Source organism: Bradyrhizobium sp. BRP22 (assembly GCF_020194175.1).
GTDB lineage: Bacteria > Pseudomonadota > Alphaproteobacteria > Rhizobiales > Xanthobacteraceae > Bradyrhizobium.
Window position 1 is genome coordinate 246,956 of sequence record NZ_JADYVX010000002.1, and the last position, 14,375, is coordinate 261,330.

Annotated in this window: 15 protein-coding genes and 1 pseudogene; 7 read left to right on the top strand and 9 right to left on the bottom strand. The window is 64.7% G+C overall.

Annotation, left to right across the window (positions count from 1 at the left end; translation table 11 throughout):
* The first annotated feature begins 74 nt into the window (after positions 1 to 74).
* From I6F35_RS03605 to I6F35_RS03620, 4 genes and pseudogenes are all read left to right on the top strand, one after another.
* Positions 75 to 1,428: pseudogene (locus tag I6F35_RS03605) on the top strand (caspase family protein).
* A gap of 25 nt (positions 1,429 to 1,453) precedes the next feature.
* A complete protein-coding gene (locus I6F35_RS03610) occupies positions 1,454 to 1,960 on the top strand; it encodes a hypothetical protein (protein ID WP_225116268.1) in 507 nt (168 codons plus the stop codon).
* A gap of 60 nt (positions 1,961 to 2,020) precedes the next feature.
* Positions 2,021 to 2,533 (top strand): hypothetical protein, encoded by a 513-nt coding sequence (locus tag I6F35_RS03615; protein ID WP_225116269.1) that lies wholly within the window; start codon positions 2,021 to 2,023, stop codon positions 2,531 to 2,533.
* 157 nt (positions 2,534 to 2,690) lie between these two features.
* Entirely contained in the window at positions 2,691 to 3,611 is a 921-nt protein-coding gene (locus I6F35_RS03620) for a hypothetical protein (protein WP_225116270.1), read from the top strand.
* Positions 3,612 to 3,620: 9 nt separating this feature from the next.
* Here I6F35_RS03620 and gmk read toward each other — a convergent pair whose 3' ends face one another.
* The 9 genes from gmk to I6F35_RS03665 all read right to left on the bottom strand — a co-directional run bounded on the left by gmk (position 3,621) and on the right by I6F35_RS03665 (position 12,232).
* Positions 3,621 to 4,289 (bottom strand): guanylate kinase, encoded by a 669-nt coding sequence (gene gmk / locus I6F35_RS03625; protein WP_225116271.1) that lies wholly within the window; start codon positions 4,287 to 4,289, stop codon positions 3,621 to 3,623.
* 3 nt (positions 4,290 to 4,292) lie between these two features.
* Entirely contained in the window at positions 4,293 to 5,180 is an 888-nt protein-coding gene (locus tag I6F35_RS03630) for a YicC/YloC family endoribonuclease (protein WP_225116272.1), read from the bottom strand.
* A gap of 109 nt (positions 5,181 to 5,289) precedes the next feature.
* Positions 5,290 to 6,549 carry an endolytic transglycosylase MltG gene (gene mltG / locus I6F35_RS03635; protein WP_225116273.1) on the bottom strand — a complete coding sequence of 420 codons (1,260 nt, stop codon included), beginning with the start codon at positions 6,547 to 6,549 and terminating at the stop codon, positions 5,290 to 5,292.
* Positions 6,550 to 6,694: 145 nt separating this feature from the next.
* Positions 6,695 to 7,960: a beta-ketoacyl-ACP synthase II gene (gene fabF / locus I6F35_RS03640; protein ID WP_225116274.1), complete on the bottom strand. Its 1,266-nt coding sequence runs from the start codon at positions 7,958 to 7,960 to the stop codon at positions 6,695 to 6,697.
* Positions 7,961 to 8,056: 96 nt separating this feature from the next.
* Positions 8,057 to 8,296 carry an acyl carrier protein gene (locus tag I6F35_RS03645; protein ID WP_002716125.1) on the bottom strand — a complete coding sequence of 80 codons (240 nt, stop codon included), beginning with the start codon at positions 8,294 to 8,296 and terminating at the stop codon, positions 8,057 to 8,059.
* 293 nt (positions 8,297 to 8,589) lie between these two features.
* Entirely contained in the window at positions 8,590 to 9,327 is a 738-nt protein-coding gene (gene fabG / locus I6F35_RS03650) for a 3-oxoacyl-[acyl-carrier-protein] reductase (RefSeq protein ID WP_225116275.1), read from the bottom strand.
* 72 nt (positions 9,328 to 9,399) lie between these two features.
* The gene (gene fabD / locus I6F35_RS03655) at positions 9,400 to 10,353 is read right to left on the bottom strand and encodes an ACP S-malonyltransferase (protein ID WP_225116276.1); all 954 of its coding nucleotides are present in this window, start codon (positions 10,351 to 10,353) and stop codon (positions 9,400 to 9,402) included.
* A gap of 140 nt (positions 10,354 to 10,493) precedes the next feature.
* Positions 10,494 to 11,519 (bottom strand): fatty acid desaturase family protein, encoded by a 1,026-nt coding sequence (locus I6F35_RS03660; RefSeq protein ID WP_225116277.1) that lies wholly within the window; start codon positions 11,517 to 11,519, stop codon positions 10,494 to 10,496.
* Entirely contained in the window at positions 11,516 to 12,232 is a 717-nt protein-coding gene (locus I6F35_RS03665; RefSeq protein ID WP_225116278.1) for a TetR/AcrR family transcriptional regulator C-terminal domain-containing protein, read from the bottom strand. Before I6F35_RS03665 ends, I6F35_RS03660 begins: the two co-directional genes overlap by 4 nt.
* A 317-nt stretch (positions 12,233 to 12,549) precedes the next feature.
* Here I6F35_RS03665 and rpsF point away from each other — a divergent pair, with 317 nt between their 5' ends.
* The 3 genes from rpsF to I6F35_RS03680 all read left to right on the top strand — a co-directional run bounded on the left by rpsF (position 12,550) and on the right by I6F35_RS03680 (position 14,367).
* Positions 12,550 to 13,023: a 30S ribosomal protein S6 gene (rpsF, locus tag I6F35_RS03670; protein WP_225116279.1), complete on the top strand. Its 474-nt coding sequence runs from the start codon at positions 12,550 to 12,552 to the stop codon at positions 13,021 to 13,023.
* Positions 13,024 to 13,028: 5 nt separating this feature from the next.
* Positions 13,029 to 13,268: a 30S ribosomal protein S18 gene (gene rpsR / locus I6F35_RS03675; RefSeq protein ID WP_054163395.1), complete on the top strand. Its 240-nt coding sequence runs from the start codon at positions 13,029 to 13,031 to the stop codon at positions 13,266 to 13,268.
* A 127-nt stretch (positions 13,269 to 13,395) separates the two neighbouring features.
* Complete coding sequence (locus tag I6F35_RS03680; protein WP_225116280.1) at positions 13,396 to 14,367, top strand: DUF2232 domain-containing protein; 972 nt, start codon at positions 13,396 to 13,398, stop codon at positions 14,365 to 14,367.
* Positions 14,368 to 14,375 lie beyond the last annotated feature (8 nt).

Here is a 14,375-nt window from a genome sequence, read left to right on the forward strand (position 1 = left end):
TGCCAAAGTGCTGACGCTTTTCGGCCATCCGGCTCGCTGGTAATGTATCCCGGCGTCACGGGGAAGCACTGAGGATGCGCGGGGCTATCAACGGTTTGGCGTTTGCGGCACTGATCGGCTTGCTGTCGCTCGTCGCAGCTGGCCCCGCCGCGGCCGAAAAGTGCATTGCGCTGGTGATTGGCAATTCTGCCTACCAGAACGTCACGCGGCTCGACAATCCCCGCAATGACGCGACGCTGATGGCCGAGACCCTTGCCGGTCTCCGCTTCACCCTGATCGGCGGCCGCGCCCAGCTCGATCTCGACAAGGCGGCGATGGATGCCGCCGTGCAGAATTTCGGCCGGCAGGTCCAGGGGCGCCGACGTCGCGCTGTTCTACTACGCCGGCCATGGCGTCCAGGTCTCCGGCTCGAACTATCTGGTGCCGGTCGGGGCCAATCCGACGCGCGAAGCCGATGTCGACTTCCAGATGACGGATGTGAACCTGGTGCTGCGGCAGATGCAGGGATCAGGCACGCGGCTCAACATGGTGATCCTGGATGCCTGCCGAAACAATCCGTTTGGCGCCCGCGGATTGCGCGCGGCCGATGGCGGGCTTGCGCAGATGCGCGCGCCGGAACGTACGCTGATCTCCTATGCGACGCAGCCCGGCAACGTCGCCCAGGATGGCAGCGACGGCCACAGCCCCTATACGCGAGCGCTCGCAACCACGATCAAGCAGGCGGGGCTCGACATCTTCCAGACCTTCAACCAGGTCGGTCTTGCGGTGAAGCGCGCGACCGGCGGGGCGCAGCAGCCCTGGGTCTCCTCGTCGCCGATCGACGGCACCTTTTATTTCGTTGCGCCGAGCGCTTCCGCGTCACCCAAGGTCGCCGTCGCCGCGCCGCCGGAGCAGCCGGTCGCCGGCACGCTGCGGCCTGATCCCGACCGCGTGCCGATCAAGGACATCGCGCTGCTGCGCGAGTTGAGCGACCGCCTGTACGAGCACAATTTCGATCCGGAGCCGCTCGACAGCAAGAACGGCATGCGGCTCGCGATCAGCAAATTCCAGGAGAAGAGCAGCATGACGCCGACGGGCGAAGCCACCGAAGGCGTCCTGATCCGGCTACGCAAGCTCGACGACCTGAAGCCCTGGGGCTCGATCGTCTACGGGCCTGATAGCGACAAATGGGGCATATCGTGGAATCACAATTCGCGCCGCGCTGCGGTCGACGATGCGCGCTCCAATTGCGGAGCCGCCAAATGTCCGTTCGAACTGAGCTTCTACGGCGCGCGCTGCGGGGCGTTCGCGATCTCCGGAAAGTCATGGTCGCTGGTGCAGCGCGACAGTATCGAGCGCGCGCGGGACGCCGCGCTTGACGAGTGCGGCAAGGGCGGCAAAGCTTGTCGCATTATCGGTGCGGTCTGTGCCGACGGTTCGGGCCGCTAATTTTAAGATTTTGGATTAAGTGCTTATGTCAAACGCCGTTCAACGCTCGTTTCGAGCGGCCCTCCTGTCCGTACTGATTTCGGTCTCCGCAAGCGGCGCGGCGCTTGCGCAATCCGGCAGCGCCGGCGGCAGCATCGGTAACGACGAAAAATCCCTCTCCGGCTCACGCGCGACGCCACGCGCGGTCGAATCCGATCGGCCGTCCAGGCGCAGCAAGTCCGAAGCCGACGAGCCGCGCCGGGCCTCGCGCAGGAGCGGCGGTGGTGGCGGAGGCAGTAATTTCGACGGCGCGTGGGTTGTCGTCTCGGTCGGCTGCGGCGGCAGCAGTACGACGGCAGTCGTCGTGACCAGCGGCAAGATCATCGGTGAGGGCCTTACCGGAACCATCAGCCCCGGCGGGGCCAGCAGATCCGTCGGCAATTACAACGGCATCACTGTCATCAGCACGGGCCATGCTTCCGGCCGCAGCGGATCCGGAACGTTCAGGCGATCCGACGGCTGTTCCGGAACGTGGACGTCGTCGAAGCAGTGAGGGACCGTCTCGACCTCGCCGGCCTCCGGTGCACTTTTGAGATTTTGGATTAAGACACTTATGCAGAAGGTTATTCAACGCGCGCTTCGAACGATCCTTGTTTCCGTTTTGGTTTCGGCTGGTGCCGGGCCTGTGCTTGCCCAATCGGGCAGCGCCGGCGGCAGCATCGGCAATGACGAGAAGTCGCTGTCCGGATCACGCGAGGCGCCGCGCGCGGCGGACTCCGATCGCCCCGCGCGACGCAGCAAGCCCGAGAGTGAGGAGCCGCGGCGCGCCTCGCGCAAGAGCGGCGGCGAAGGCGGAGGCGGCGGCAATTTCGACGGGGCATGGGTCGTGGTCAGCGTCGGTACCACCTGCTCGGGCGGCAGCACCACCGCGGTGGTCGTCTCCAGCGGCAAGATCATCGGCCAGGGCGTCAGCGGCAGGGTCAGTCCGAGCGGCGCGGTGAACGCCTTCGGCAATGCCAACGGCATCACCGTGATCAGCACCGGCCGCATCTCAGCCCGTTCCGGCTCCGGGAGCTTTCGGCAGTCCGACGGCTGTATCGGCCGCTGGACCGCCTCCAAGCAATAGCCATTTCCGCTTCCTCCGCAGCGCCCAATTCGCCGCAATTGAGCCGGCCACCGAGCCTCAATTAAGCCCCACCCGCTCCGGATTTGCGGCGCATTGCGACCCAACTTCCTACCGAGAGTTAGGAGTTAAGGGGTAGCTGGTGTTATCGGGGATCTAGATGTCAATGCGTACCGCGAAATTCATTTCAGCACTTGTCGCCACCATGCTTGCGAGTGCCAGCTTCACGGCCGGAGCACAAAACGCCACAGAGAGTGCCGATAACACCAAGACCGCCGACACTTGCCTGTCAGCTCCAAAGGGGGACGCACCCGCAGGAAGCCATTGGTATTATCGCCTTGATCGCTCCAATAAGCGCAAGTGCTGGTATGTGCGCGAGGAGAACAGCAAGGCGGCGAAAGCCGCGTCCGCACAGCAGCAATCGCCGCCACCCGCCGAAACCGCGCCCGCGCCCCAGCCGGCCGCGAGCATGAGCCCATCGGTTGCGGATGCGCGCGCCGAATTGAGGTCACCCCAAGTGGGCGCAAGGCAGAATCCGGCCTCCCCCCTCGACAACGCATTGCCCAACGGCGGCGCACCCGGTTCCGGCTCGCTGGTCTCGGAGCGCTGGCTTGATCAGTCGAGCATGGCCTCATCCGGTGGCAGCAAGCTCGCCGCTACCGATACGGCCACAAGCCCGCCGGAAGAGGAAGCTCAGGCTGCGCCGCAGCCCACGCCGCCACCGGCCCCCGCCATCGCGCATTCGACGGCTGAACGGCAATCGACCTCGACGCAGACGCTGTTGTTCATCATGGCCGGCACGCTTGCGCTCGCGGGCCTGATCGGCGGCGTCATCTTCCGGCTTAACCGCGCGAGCGCGCCGCCCTACGAGGTCGACAATGAATGGCGCGCCCCGTGGGACCGCGACCATGCCGAGCGCACCCCGCAACTGGCCGCCGAGCACAATGAGAGCCCGCCGCGTCCGGTCGAACCGTCGCGCCCGCGTCGCCCCGAAGCGGCGCAGCCGGAGCCTTCGTTCGAAGACACGCAACGGCAGATCAAGGAAATGCTGGCGCGTCTGGCGAAAAGCGCGACCGCCTAATCCACGATTTCACTTCTCGAGCTGGCGCTGCAGGTTGCGCACGAACTCGGTCAGGCCGGTGCGGCGCTCGCGCTTCAGCCGCTCGGCTTTCAGGATCGACTGCACTTCGGCGAAGGCGTGATCGACGTCCTGGTTGATGACGATGTAGTCGTACTCGGCCCAGTGGCTGAGCTCATGGGTGGCGCGATTCATCCGGCCGCGGATCACCTCCGCGGAATCCTGTGCGCGAGTATGCAGGCGCTTCTCGAGATCGGCCGCCGACGGCGGCAGGATGAAGACGCTGACCACGTCGGCGCGCGCCTTCTCGCGCAGTTGCTGAGTGCCCTGCCAGTCGATGTCGAACAGCACGTCCTGTCCCGCCGATAGCGCGGCCTCGACCGGCCGGCGCGGCGTGCCATAGCGGTTGTCGAACACGGTCGCCCATTCGAGCAGTTCGCCCTGCTCGACCATCGTCTCGAATGTCGTCTTGTCGACGAAGAAGTAGTCCTGGCCCTCGATCTCGCCCGGCCGCATCGGCCGCGTCGTCGCCGACACCGACATTTTCAGGCTAGGCATCCGCTCGATCAACAACCGCGACAGCGTGGTCTTGCCGGCGCCTGATGGCGACGACAGCACGAACATCAGCCCGCGCCGTTCGACCCCGTCAAACCCGTGGGCCTCTCCCTGGGCCACCGTCATGCCTCACTCCAGATTCTGCACCTGCTCGCGGAACTGTTCGACCACGTTCTTCATCTCGAGCCCGGTATTGGTGAGCTCGATATCGTTCGACTTCGAGCAGCAGGTGTTGACCTCGCGATTGAACTCCTGCGCCAGGAAATCGAGCCGGCGTCCGATCGGGCCGCCCTTGCCGATCATCTCGCGCGCCTGCGCGATGTGGGAGGCGATGCGGTCGAGTTCCTCGCGGATATCGGCCTTGGTCGCGATCAAGATCGCTTCCTGGTTCAGCCGATCCGCATCGAATCGATCGGAGGTTTCGAGCAGCGCCGCGACCTGTTCGGCCAGCCGTGCGCGGATCGCCTCCGGCTTGCGGCCCGGCGCCGCTTCCGCCTTCCTGGCGAGTTGTTCGATCTCGTCCATCCGCTGGATCAGCACCTGACCGAGCGCAGTGCCCTCGCGGCGGCGCATCTCGACCAGATGGGTAAGCGCCTGCTCGAAGGCGACCGCGGCCGCCTCTCGTGCCGCCTTGTCCTCGGCCTCGTCGCTTTCCGGCTCGACCACCTCGATCACGCCCTTGATACCGAGCAATCCGTCGATGCTCGGCGCCACCGCGTCGATCTTCTGCGCCAGCGTGCCCGCGACCTTTACGATCGAGGCCAGCACGTCTTCGTTGATGCGCACCGCGGACACGGCGCCGGTGCGCTTGATATTGAGATTGGCATACACGGTTCCGCGCGACAGCACCTCGCCCGCGCGCTTCTTCACCACCGCCTCGAGTTCGTCCCAACCCGGCGGCAGCCGCAGCCGCAGGTCAAAGCCCTTGGCATTGACCGACTTCAGTTCCCACTCGAAGGTGTACGGACCGCTCGTGCCATGGCTTCGGGCAAAACCGGTCATGCTCGATAGGGCCATCGCATAGGACTTTCTGGCAAGAGGTATGAGACTCGCTGGAACGCGCGCGACCTTAAGCCGATTTAGCTGAAAGTGGAATTACGTTCGCGCCGGTGATTCTCGCCCGACCCTAGCGCTCGACCACCGGCGGCGATGTGGTCGACTGCGCCGCGCCCTGCCGGGCCGGCCGCGCCGGTTTTTTCGAGTTGGCCGGCGGCTTGGGCGTCGTGGTTGCAGTCGGATTGGTGTCGCCCGGCGCACCGGCGGCGGGCGGAGGCGGATCGTCCGCCGGCTCGACCGTGTCGTTCTGGATCTGCTTTTCGATCGAACGCAGCTTCACCACGTTCTTTTGGTGCTGATCGTAGGTCTCGGTGAAGGCATGCCCGCCGGTGCCGTCGGCTACGAAGAAGAGGTCGCGGGTGCGCGCCGGATTGGCTGCGGCTTCCAGTGAAGCGCGGCCGGGATTGGCGATCGGGCCCGGCGGCAGGCCGTCGATGACGTAGGTGTTGTACGGCGACGGCTGGGTGATCTCGCTGCGCTTGATCGGCCGCCCCAGCGTTCCCTTGCCGCCGACCAGTCCGTAGATGATGGTCGGGTCGGATTGCAGCTTGATCTTCTGCCGGAGACGATTGACGAACACCGCCGAAACTCGGCTACGCTCATCGGCCCTCCCGGTTTCCTTCTCGACGATTGACGCCAGCGTCACGAGTTGCTCCGGCGTCTTGACCGGAATATCCGGATTGCGCCGTTCCCAGATTTCCGCAAGCACGCGTTTCTGGGTCTGCTGCATGCGCTGGATCACCTGCTCGCGCGTGGTGCCGCGCGGGAACTTGTACGTCTCCGGCAACAGCGTGCCCTCGCGCGGTATCTCGCGTACCGAACCCGTGAAGATGTCGTTGTCCGAGAGCCGCGCCACGATCTGCTCGGAGGTCAGCCCCTCGGGAATGGTAACGGCATGCTGCACCACCTTGCCTTCGACGATGGTGCCGATGACCTCGCGCAGGCTCGCGCTCTTCTGGAACGAATATTCTCCGGGCTTGAGATCGGAACTCGCCTTCATCGCAAAGACGCTGCCGATGAAGACCCACGGATTGACGTCGATCACGCCCTCACGCTGCAGGATGTCGGCAATATCGCGCTTGCCGGCCCGCTGCGGAATATTGACGATCTTGTCCTCCTGCAGCGGCCCCGCCGCTTCCAGGGTCTGCTTTCCGTAGTAGTAGGCGGCACCGGCGCCGATCATCACGATGATCAGGAAGGTGATGATGGCGTTGCCGACCACGACGAATGGATTGCGGGCACGGTCCGACCGTTTCGGCGGCGGTGGCACCTGTTCAGGCTCCAGCGCGGCGCGCGGACTTCGCGGTGAAATGGGCGGCCTCTCACTCATCGATTCGACCTGAATCTTGCCGGTTTAATCGTGGCCTGACAAATCTAAAGTCCTGCCAATATAATCGATACTATACGAGTACGCGCCCGCGCCTAGAAGTCATCGGCGATTGCGGCAAAACAGTGAACTGGCTCCAACCCGCCGGCTAGTTGATAACACGCTGCAGGATCACGGAAGCGTTAGTGCCTCCGAAGCCGAAGGAGTTGGACAACGCCACATTGATCTCGCGCTTGCGCGGCGTGTGCGGCACGAGATCGATTGCCGTCTCCATCGACGGATTGTCGAGATTGATCGTCGGTGGAGCGACATTGTCGCGAATGGCCAGGATGCTGAAGATTGCCTCGATCGCGCCGGCGGCGCCGAGCAGATGCCCGGTCGACGACTTCGTCGACGACATCGACACTTTCGACGCCGCATTGCCGAGCAGCCGCTCGACCGCGCCGAGTTCGATCTCGTCGCCGACCAGCGTCGAGGTGCCATGGGCATTGATGTAATCGATATCGGACGGCGTCATGCCGGCGCGCTTCAACGCCGCCGACATGCTGCGGAAACCGCCGTCGCCATCCGGCGAAGGCGAGGTGATGTGGTAGGCGTCGCCCGAGAGTCCGTAGCCTACGACTTCCGCATAGATCTTCGCCCCGCGCTTTTTCGCGTGCTCGTATTCCTCGAGCACCACGATGCCGGCGCCCTCGCCCATCACGAAGCCGTCGCGGTCCTTGTCGTAGGGCCGCGACGCCTTGATCGGCGCCTCATTGAAGCCTGTGGACAGTGCGCGTGCCGCGCAAAAGCCGGCCATGCCGATGCGGCAGATCGGCGACTCCGCACCGCCCGCCACCATCACCTCGGCATCTCCCAGCGCCACCAGCCGCGCTGCGTCGCCGATCGCATGCGCGCCCGTCGAGCAGGCGGTGACGACCGAATGATTCGGCCCCTTCAGACCGTGCTCGATCGAGACATAACCGGATGCCAGATTGATCAGCCGGCCGGGAATGAAGAACGGCGACACCTTTCGCGGACCACGCTCCTTGAGCAGCACCGCCGTGTCGGCGATACCGGAGAGGCCGCCGATGCCGGAGCCGATCAGAGTGCCGGTCGCGCACTTGTCCTCTTCGCTCTCCGGATGCCAGCTTGCATCGTCGAGCGCCTGCTTCGCCGCGCACATCGCGAAGATGATGAAATCATCGACCTTGCGCTGGTCCTTCGGCTCCATCCATTGATCGGGATTGAAGGTGCCCTCGCTGCCATCGCCACGCGGCACGACGCAGGCAACCTGGCTCGGCAGGTCGGAGACGTCGAAGGTCTCGATCCTGCGCGCCCCGCTGCGGCCCTCGAGGATTCGTGCCCAGCTCGTATCGACGCCACAGCCGAGTGGTGTAACCATGCCCAGCCCGGTGACGACAACACGTCTCATGTCCAGAACTCCGTCCCGAAATGCGCGGTGAATAACAAGAAACCGGGGGACCGCCTGATAACGGTCCGTCCGGCTTCGTCGGCACCGCGAAGGGCGTCAGCTTTTCGCGTTCTTCTCGAGAAACTTCGTCGCGTCGCCGACCGTCAGGATCGTTTCCGCGGCGTCGTCGGGAATCTCGCAACCAAATTCTTCTTCAAATGCCATCACGAGCTCGACGGTGTCGAGACTGTCAGCGCCGAGGTCGTCGATGAAACTTGCGCTGTCGACCACCTTCTCGGGCTCAACGCCAAGATGCTCGACCACAATCTTCTTTACCCGCTCGCCAATCTCACTCATCGTTCACCCTCGTGCTTGTTCCATTGGACCCGACCCCAAGACGATACGAGCCATCGTGGTCGTTTAGTTTCCCTAAGCTGTCGCGCATAGTCTTGTTTCGGCGGTCGTGGCCGATTAAGTCCCGGCGAACGGCAGGCGTCGCCACGCCAATATACAGGGTTTCAAAATCCTGCAATGGCGTTCTTTGCCCATCCGCGGCTGGTTCGGTTATCATAATTCCCTCACCTTGACTACAAGCCCTGACCGGCCCCGGGTACGGCATTCCGCCACGCAAAAGCGCTCCGGTAACCCGCTCAAAACATGGCCATTCCGCCATTGACGTGAATCGTCTGTCCGGTCACGTAGGCGGCCTCGTTGGAAGCGAGATAGACGGCCGCGGCGGCGATGTCTTCGGGCGTTCCGAGTCGCGCCGCAGGAACCTTTGCCAGGATGGCCTCGCGCTGCTTGTCGTTCAGCGCGTCAGTCATCGGCGTCTTGATGAAGCCCGGCGCAATGCAGTTGGCGGTCACGCCGCGCTTGGCATATTCGGCACCCAGCGTCTTGATCAGGCCGATGATACCGGCCTTCGACGCGGTGTAGTTGGCCTGGCCCGGATTGCCGGTGACGCCGACGATCGAGGTGAGCGCGATGATGCGGCCGAAGCGCTTGCGCATCATCAATTTGGTGGCGGCGCGCGCGAGGCGGAACGTCGCGGTGAGGTTGATCGCGATCACCTCGTCCCAATCCTCGTCGCGCAACTGCACGAACAGATTGTCGCGCGTGATGCCGGCGTTGGCGACGAGGATGTCGACCTGCCCCATCGCGGTTTCCGCCGCGGGCACCAGTGCCTCGACCTCGGCAGTGTTGGAGAGATTGCATGGCAGGACGTGAACACGCTCGCCGAGCTTCGCCGCAAACGCATCCAGCACCTCGCGCCGCGTGCCCGAGATCGCCACGGTCGCGCCCTGCGCGTGCAGCGCCTGGGCGATCGCGTTGCCGATGCCGCCGGTCGCGCCGGTGACCAGCGCGTTCCTACCCGTCAGAGCAAACATCAATATCTCCTCTCGGCGCTCTCAGAGCGCGATCTTTCCCGGCGGAACGGTGCCTCTTTTCCCGATCATGCTTCAGGCCGAAGCGGCCAATGCATCCTTGGCAGCGGCGATATCGCCAGGCCCACTGACGGAAATCCCGACCGCGCCATCGGCGATGCGCTTGACCAGACCGGTCAGGACCTTGCCGGCGCCGATCTCGAGGAAGCGCGTGACGCCCTTGCTTGCCATATAGGCGACCGACTCGCGCCAGCGCACCGTGCCGGTCACCTGTTCGATCAGCCGGCGGCGGATCTCGTCGGGATCGGTGATGGCGCTCGCCAGCACGTTCGAGACCAGCGGCGCGGCCGGCGCCTTGATGGTGACGCCCGATAACGCCTCGGCCATGGCGTCGGCGGCCGGCTGCATCAACTTGCAATGGAAGGGAGCCGACACCGGCAACAGCATCGCACGCTTGGCGCCCTTGCCCTTGGCGATCTCGACCGCACGATCGACGGCGGCCTTGTCGCCGGAAACCACAACCTGTCCGCCACCATTGTCATTGGCGGCCTGGCATACTTCGCCTTGGGCCGCTTCGTTGGCAACCGCCATCGCCGCGTCGTAGTCGAGGCCGAGCAGCGCTGCCATGGCGCCGGCGCCGACCGGCACCGCCTTTTGCATCGCGAGGCCACGGGTGCGCAGCAGGCGCGCGGTATCGCTGACGCTGAGGCTGCCGGCGGCTGCCAGCGCGGAATACTCGCCGAGCGAATGGCCCGCGACATAGGCCGCATCGCGCCCGACCGAAAAGCCGGCCTCGGCCTCCAGCACCCGCAGCGTCGCGATCGAGACCGCCATCAGCGCCGGCTGCGCATTCTCGGTGAGCTGCAGGGTCTCGGCCGGCCCCTCCCAGATGGTCGCGGTCAGCTTCTCTCCCAGCGCGGCGTCGACCTCGTCGAACACCGCCCGGGCCACCGGAAAGGCATCAGCGAGGGCCTTGCCCATGCCGACTGCCTGCGACCCCTGCCCCGGAAAAGTGAATGCTGCCGTCATCGGCGCTCCCAACGTGTTTGGGCACGATCTGCGGGGAAGCCGGTTTCCGCTCCCCGGATCATGCTCTGGACGGGCGCGTAAGACACTGTCCGGGGCTCAGATGTCAAGCCGCGTTGCGGTATTGGAACGGGGACTTTCCCCTAGAACCCGCCGGCCCTCTGGTCCGCGCCCACTTCTGCCCCGGCCCTGGCCCGGCGTGCGCTGCTCACCAATTGCCCCGGCCGATCCTCTTGGTCCGGCTTCGCGGTCGCCAGTTTCAGCACCGCCAGATAGCCCGGCTGCACCTCCATGTGGCCGGCGTGACGGCTTTCGCTGAGAATGCGGTGAACCCGTGGCAGATTATAGCACGGGACATAGAACAGCAGGTGATGCTCGAGGTGATAGTTCACGAAATACGGGGCAATGAACAGCCGCTCGAGGAAGCTGGCGTGCGTCGTCCGGGTATTGCGCAGGGGATCCTGGCTGTCGGGAACAACGGCGTGCTCGGCTATATTGCGGATGCGGGTGATCACCATCATCCAGGTGAGCAGCGGGACCAGCCATAGCAGTGGATAAGCCCACCACACACCGGCAGCCGCAAGCGCCGCAAACAAGATCCCGTTGACGACGAATTGCGGTCCAAGCTTTTCCCAGAAATGCGCAGCGCGCTGCCGCCACGGCCACTCTTTCGGCCCCAGCGCATTGAGCAGTTGCGCCTTCCGCTGCTGGTAGCCGGTCTGGCCGGTGATGTCGCGAATGAACTTGCGCCGGTAGCTCATCTTGGTGATCGGAAACAGCGCCGACAGCACAAGATCAGGATCATCCTCCTGCTGCGTCCGCGCGTGATGCTGCAGGTGATAGCGGCGATAGGCCCGCGTCTCCGCAAAGATCGGATAGGCGCAGAACCATTGGCTCAATGTCAGGTTGGTCTTCTCGTCAGCGGAAAGGCATCCGTGCGCGCCGTCATGCATCAGGATCGCGAGCCCAAGCTGGCGCGAGCCGATGATCGCCACGGCGAAGAGATAAGTCAGCGGATTGGGCCACCACGCCACCAGCGCGATCGCGCCTGATATCAGCGCCCAGGCATGGGCGATCAGTGCGACGCCCTTCCACGTCGAGCGCTGGCGGACGGCGATCAATTGATCCTCAGTCAGGAAGTCGCGGGCGCGGATGCGAAGCGCGGTCATGATGAAGCCTTCTCGTCGCGTGAGGTGGAAGCGGATGTGTTGGGATCGCCGACCAGGCGCAGGCGCTTGTTGTCGCCGCTGGATATGGCGGTCGCCTGTTCGCCCAGCACGCGCAGCATCTCGCCGCACAACTCCTCCGCCGAGCGGCCCATCGCGTAGCCTTCGAGGATGACGCCGATCGCGACCGCCCAGAACCGCCGCGAGGTCGCGGCCGGATCGCGCAGCGTGCGCCAGCCATGCCGCTCGATCTGCCCGGCATAGGCGCGCAGGCCCTCACTGTGCAGCCGCTCGATGGTGCGCTCCACGAGCGGCGCGAGATCCTGACGCCGTCGCGTCAGGGTCAGGGCCTCCGCAAAGAAGGCGACCGAATCGGTCGCCGTCACCGTCTCGACCAGTGCATGCGTGTAGTCCCGCGGCGTCTCCGCCCGCAGCGCCGCCTCCTCCGCCGCGCGCGCGACATAGAGCATGTCGCGGCAGGCGGCCTCGACGAACAGCGCCTCCTTGGTGCGGAAGTAGTAGGTGATCTGGCTCGGAAAGGCGTCTGCGGCCGCAGCGATATCGGTAATCGAGGCGCCGGCAAGCCCGTATTCCCTGAACAGGCGGCTTGCGGCGTCGAGCAATAGCGAACGCATCTTGCGCCCGGCCGCACGCGTGGCGCGAACGGCATGTTTTGGATCCGTAGATGACGGTTCGGAAGTCGGCCTGGCCGCCATTGGACGCCTCTCCTCGATGTTATTTGTATGCTGTACAAACAAATAAATCAAGGGCTCGACAGGCGGTTCCGAAGCAGATCCCGCCGACCGCCAAAAACCTTGCCAAGGCGTCCAAAATCCTTATAAAGCCGGCCATCCGTGGGCCCCGGCCGGGAGCTGAACGGACGGTCTCAGCAATCTCACTCGTTGATTTTGATGTGGCAGGGCCAGTCGGCCCGTCGTCCCGTGCTTCCGCCTTCTGAGCAACATCGAGTCCTTTCCGAAGGTCTCGAAGGGCTTGTCGCCGGGAACCGCGCTAACCTTAGGAAAGGACATCCATGCCTCTTTATGAGCATGTTTTTCTTGCGCGCCAGGACGCAAGCAGCCAGCAGGTCGACGAATTGACCGCGCAGATGACCGGCATCGTCGAACAGGCGGGCGGCAAGGTCACCAAGACCGAGAGCTGGGGCGTACGCTCCCTCACCTACCGGATGAACAAGAACCGGAAGGCGCATTTCGTGCTGTTGAACATCGACGCGCCGTCGGCCGCGATCAGCGAGATCGAGCGCCAGGAGCGGATCAGCGAAGACGTCATCCGCTATCTCACCGTCCGCGTCGAAGAGCTCGAGGAAGGCCCGTCGGCGATGATGCGCAAGGCCGACCGTGACCGCGAGCGCGATGATCGTGGCGGCGGTTTCCGCGGCGACCGCGAGGGCGGTGGCTTCCGTGGCGATCGCGACGGTGGCGGCTTCCGGGGCGACCGTGGTCCGCGCCGTCCGCGTGACGAAGAAGCCACGACGGAAGAGGAGTAAGAATCATGGCTGATGCTGGTGCACGCCGTCCGTTTTTCCGTCGCCGCAAGACCTGCCCATTCACGGGTCCGAACGCGCCGAAGATCGACTACAAGGATTCCAAGCTGTTGATGCGCTACGTCTCCGAGCGCGGCAAGATCGTGCCGAGCCGCATCACGGCCGTTTCCGCCAAGAAGCAGCGTGAACTCGCCCGCGCCATCAAGCGCGCGCGCTTCCTCGGCCTCTTGCCCTACGTGATTCGCTAATCATTTCAGTCCGCGGCACTTTTCGCGCCGCGGACCATTTACTCATAAGGCTTCCGGATCGCCCGGTCGCCGATGGTTGGGGTTCTCAGGCAGGACCTCTAACCGCTCGAAAGGAGCGGGACAGCTGATGATCGCGACGTTGTTCATTGCTATTGCAGCCGGCTGCGCGTCGGCGCTGATGTTCGCCTCGTTGGTTTCGGGCGCGCTGATCTCGCTCTTGCTGTTCTGGCTGGCGCCGCTGCCATTGATGGTGGCGGGCCTCGGCTGGGGTCCGCTCACGGCAAGTATTGGCGGCATCGCGGCCGCGCTGGGTCTCGGCGCGATGTTCGGCCTGCCCTATTGCATTACCTTTGTCATCATGGTTGCGCTGCCGGCGTGGTGGCTCGGGCACCTTGCTCTGTTGGGACGCGCGATCGCCGACCCGAACCCGGGCAACGGGCCTGCACCGACGGCCGTCAATCTCGAATGGTATCCGATTGGCCGCGTCCTGCTCTGGGTCGCGGGCTTTGCCGTGCTCACCACCATGGCAGCCCTGCTCACGCTGGGCACCGACGCCGCCACCATCGCGGCTGCCATGAAGCGCGGCCTGATGCGGGTTCTGGACTCGCGCACGATGACGGCGAACGCCGAAATGGAACGCGTGGTCGACGCGATGGTGGCGGTCGCGCCCCTCGCTGCGGCGATTGTCACGATGATATCGCTGACGATCAATCTCTGGCTCGCGGCCCTGATCACGGCGACCTCGGGCCGCCTGCGGCGTCCATGGCCCGACTTGCGGGCGACGGCGCTCCCGCCGATGACGCTGGTGGCCTCCTGCGTCGCCATCGCCTTCTGTTTCACCAGCGGCCTGCTGGCTATCCTCGCACAGGTCACGACGACCGCCCTGATGGCGGCCTACGCACTCACCGGTTTCGCCGTCCTCCACACGGTGACGCAATCACTCAACAGCCGCGCATTCTGGCTGAGCTGCGCCTACGCCGTCGTCGTGATCTTCACCTGGCCGGTGATGGCGATGGTGGTGCTCGGGATAGCCGATGCCCTGTTCGGATTGCGCCAGCGCTATCTGCGCCGCAGGCCACCACCGCTCCCCGCGTCCTGAACCCAAAC

What these genes read in the sequence shown, in the direction of transcription:
- I6F35_RS03680 (WP_225116280.1), top strand. Translation starts at nt 13,396, where the DNA reads ATGATCGCGACGTTGTTCATTGCTATTGCAGCCGGCTGCGCGTCGGCG.
- fabG (WP_225116275.1), bottom strand. Translation starts at nt 9,327, where the DNA reads ATGTTTGCTCTGACGGGTAGGAACGCGCTGGTCACCGGCGCGACCGGC.
- I6F35_RS03630 (WP_225116272.1), bottom strand. Translation starts at nt 5,180, where the DNA reads ATGGCCCTATCGAGCATGACCGGTTTTGCCCGAAGCCATGGCACGAGC.
- I6F35_RS03660 (WP_225116277.1), bottom strand. Translation starts at nt 11,519, where the DNA reads ATGACCGCGCTTCGCATCCGCGCCCGCGACTTCCTGACTGAGGATCAA.
- I6F35_RS03620 (WP_225116270.1), top strand. Translation starts at nt 2,691, where the DNA reads ATGTCAATGCGTACCGCGAAATTCATTTCAGCACTTGTCGCCACCATG.
- I6F35_RS03610 (WP_225116268.1), top strand. Translation starts at nt 1,454, where the DNA reads ATGTCAAACGCCGTTCAACGCTCGTTTCGAGCGGCCCTCCTGTCCGTA.
- I6F35_RS03615 (WP_225116269.1), top strand. Translation starts at nt 2,021, where the DNA reads ATGCAGAAGGTTATTCAACGCGCGCTTCGAACGATCCTTGTTTCCGTT.
- gmk (WP_225116271.1), bottom strand. Translation starts at nt 4,289, where the DNA reads ATGACGGTGGCCCAGGGAGAGGCCCACGGGTTTGACGGGGTCGAACGG.
- rpsR (WP_054163395.1), top strand. Translation starts at nt 13,029, where the DNA reads ATGGCTGATGCTGGTGCACGCCGTCCGTTTTTCCGTCGCCGCAAGACC.
- fabD (WP_225116276.1), bottom strand. Translation starts at nt 10,353, where the DNA reads ATGACGGCAGCATTCACTTTTCCGGGGCAGGGGTCGCAGGCAGTCGGC.
- mltG (WP_225116273.1), bottom strand. Translation starts at nt 6,549, where the DNA reads ATGAGTGAGAGGCCGCCCATTTCACCGCGAAGTCCGCGCGCCGCGCTG.
- I6F35_RS03665 (WP_225116278.1), bottom strand. Translation starts at nt 12,232, where the DNA reads ATGGCGGCCAGGCCGACTTCCGAACCGTCATCTACGGATCCAAAACAT.
- I6F35_RS03645 (WP_002716125.1), bottom strand. Translation starts at nt 8,296, where the DNA reads ATGAGTGAGATTGGCGAGCGGGTAAAGAAGATTGTGGTCGAGCATCTT.
- fabF (WP_225116274.1), bottom strand. Translation starts at nt 7,960, where the DNA reads ATGAGACGTGTTGTCGTCACCGGGCTGGGCATGGTTACACCACTCGGC.
- rpsF (WP_225116279.1), top strand. Translation starts at nt 12,550, where the DNA reads ATGCCTCTTTATGAGCATGTTTTTCTTGCGCGCCAGGACGCAAGCAGC.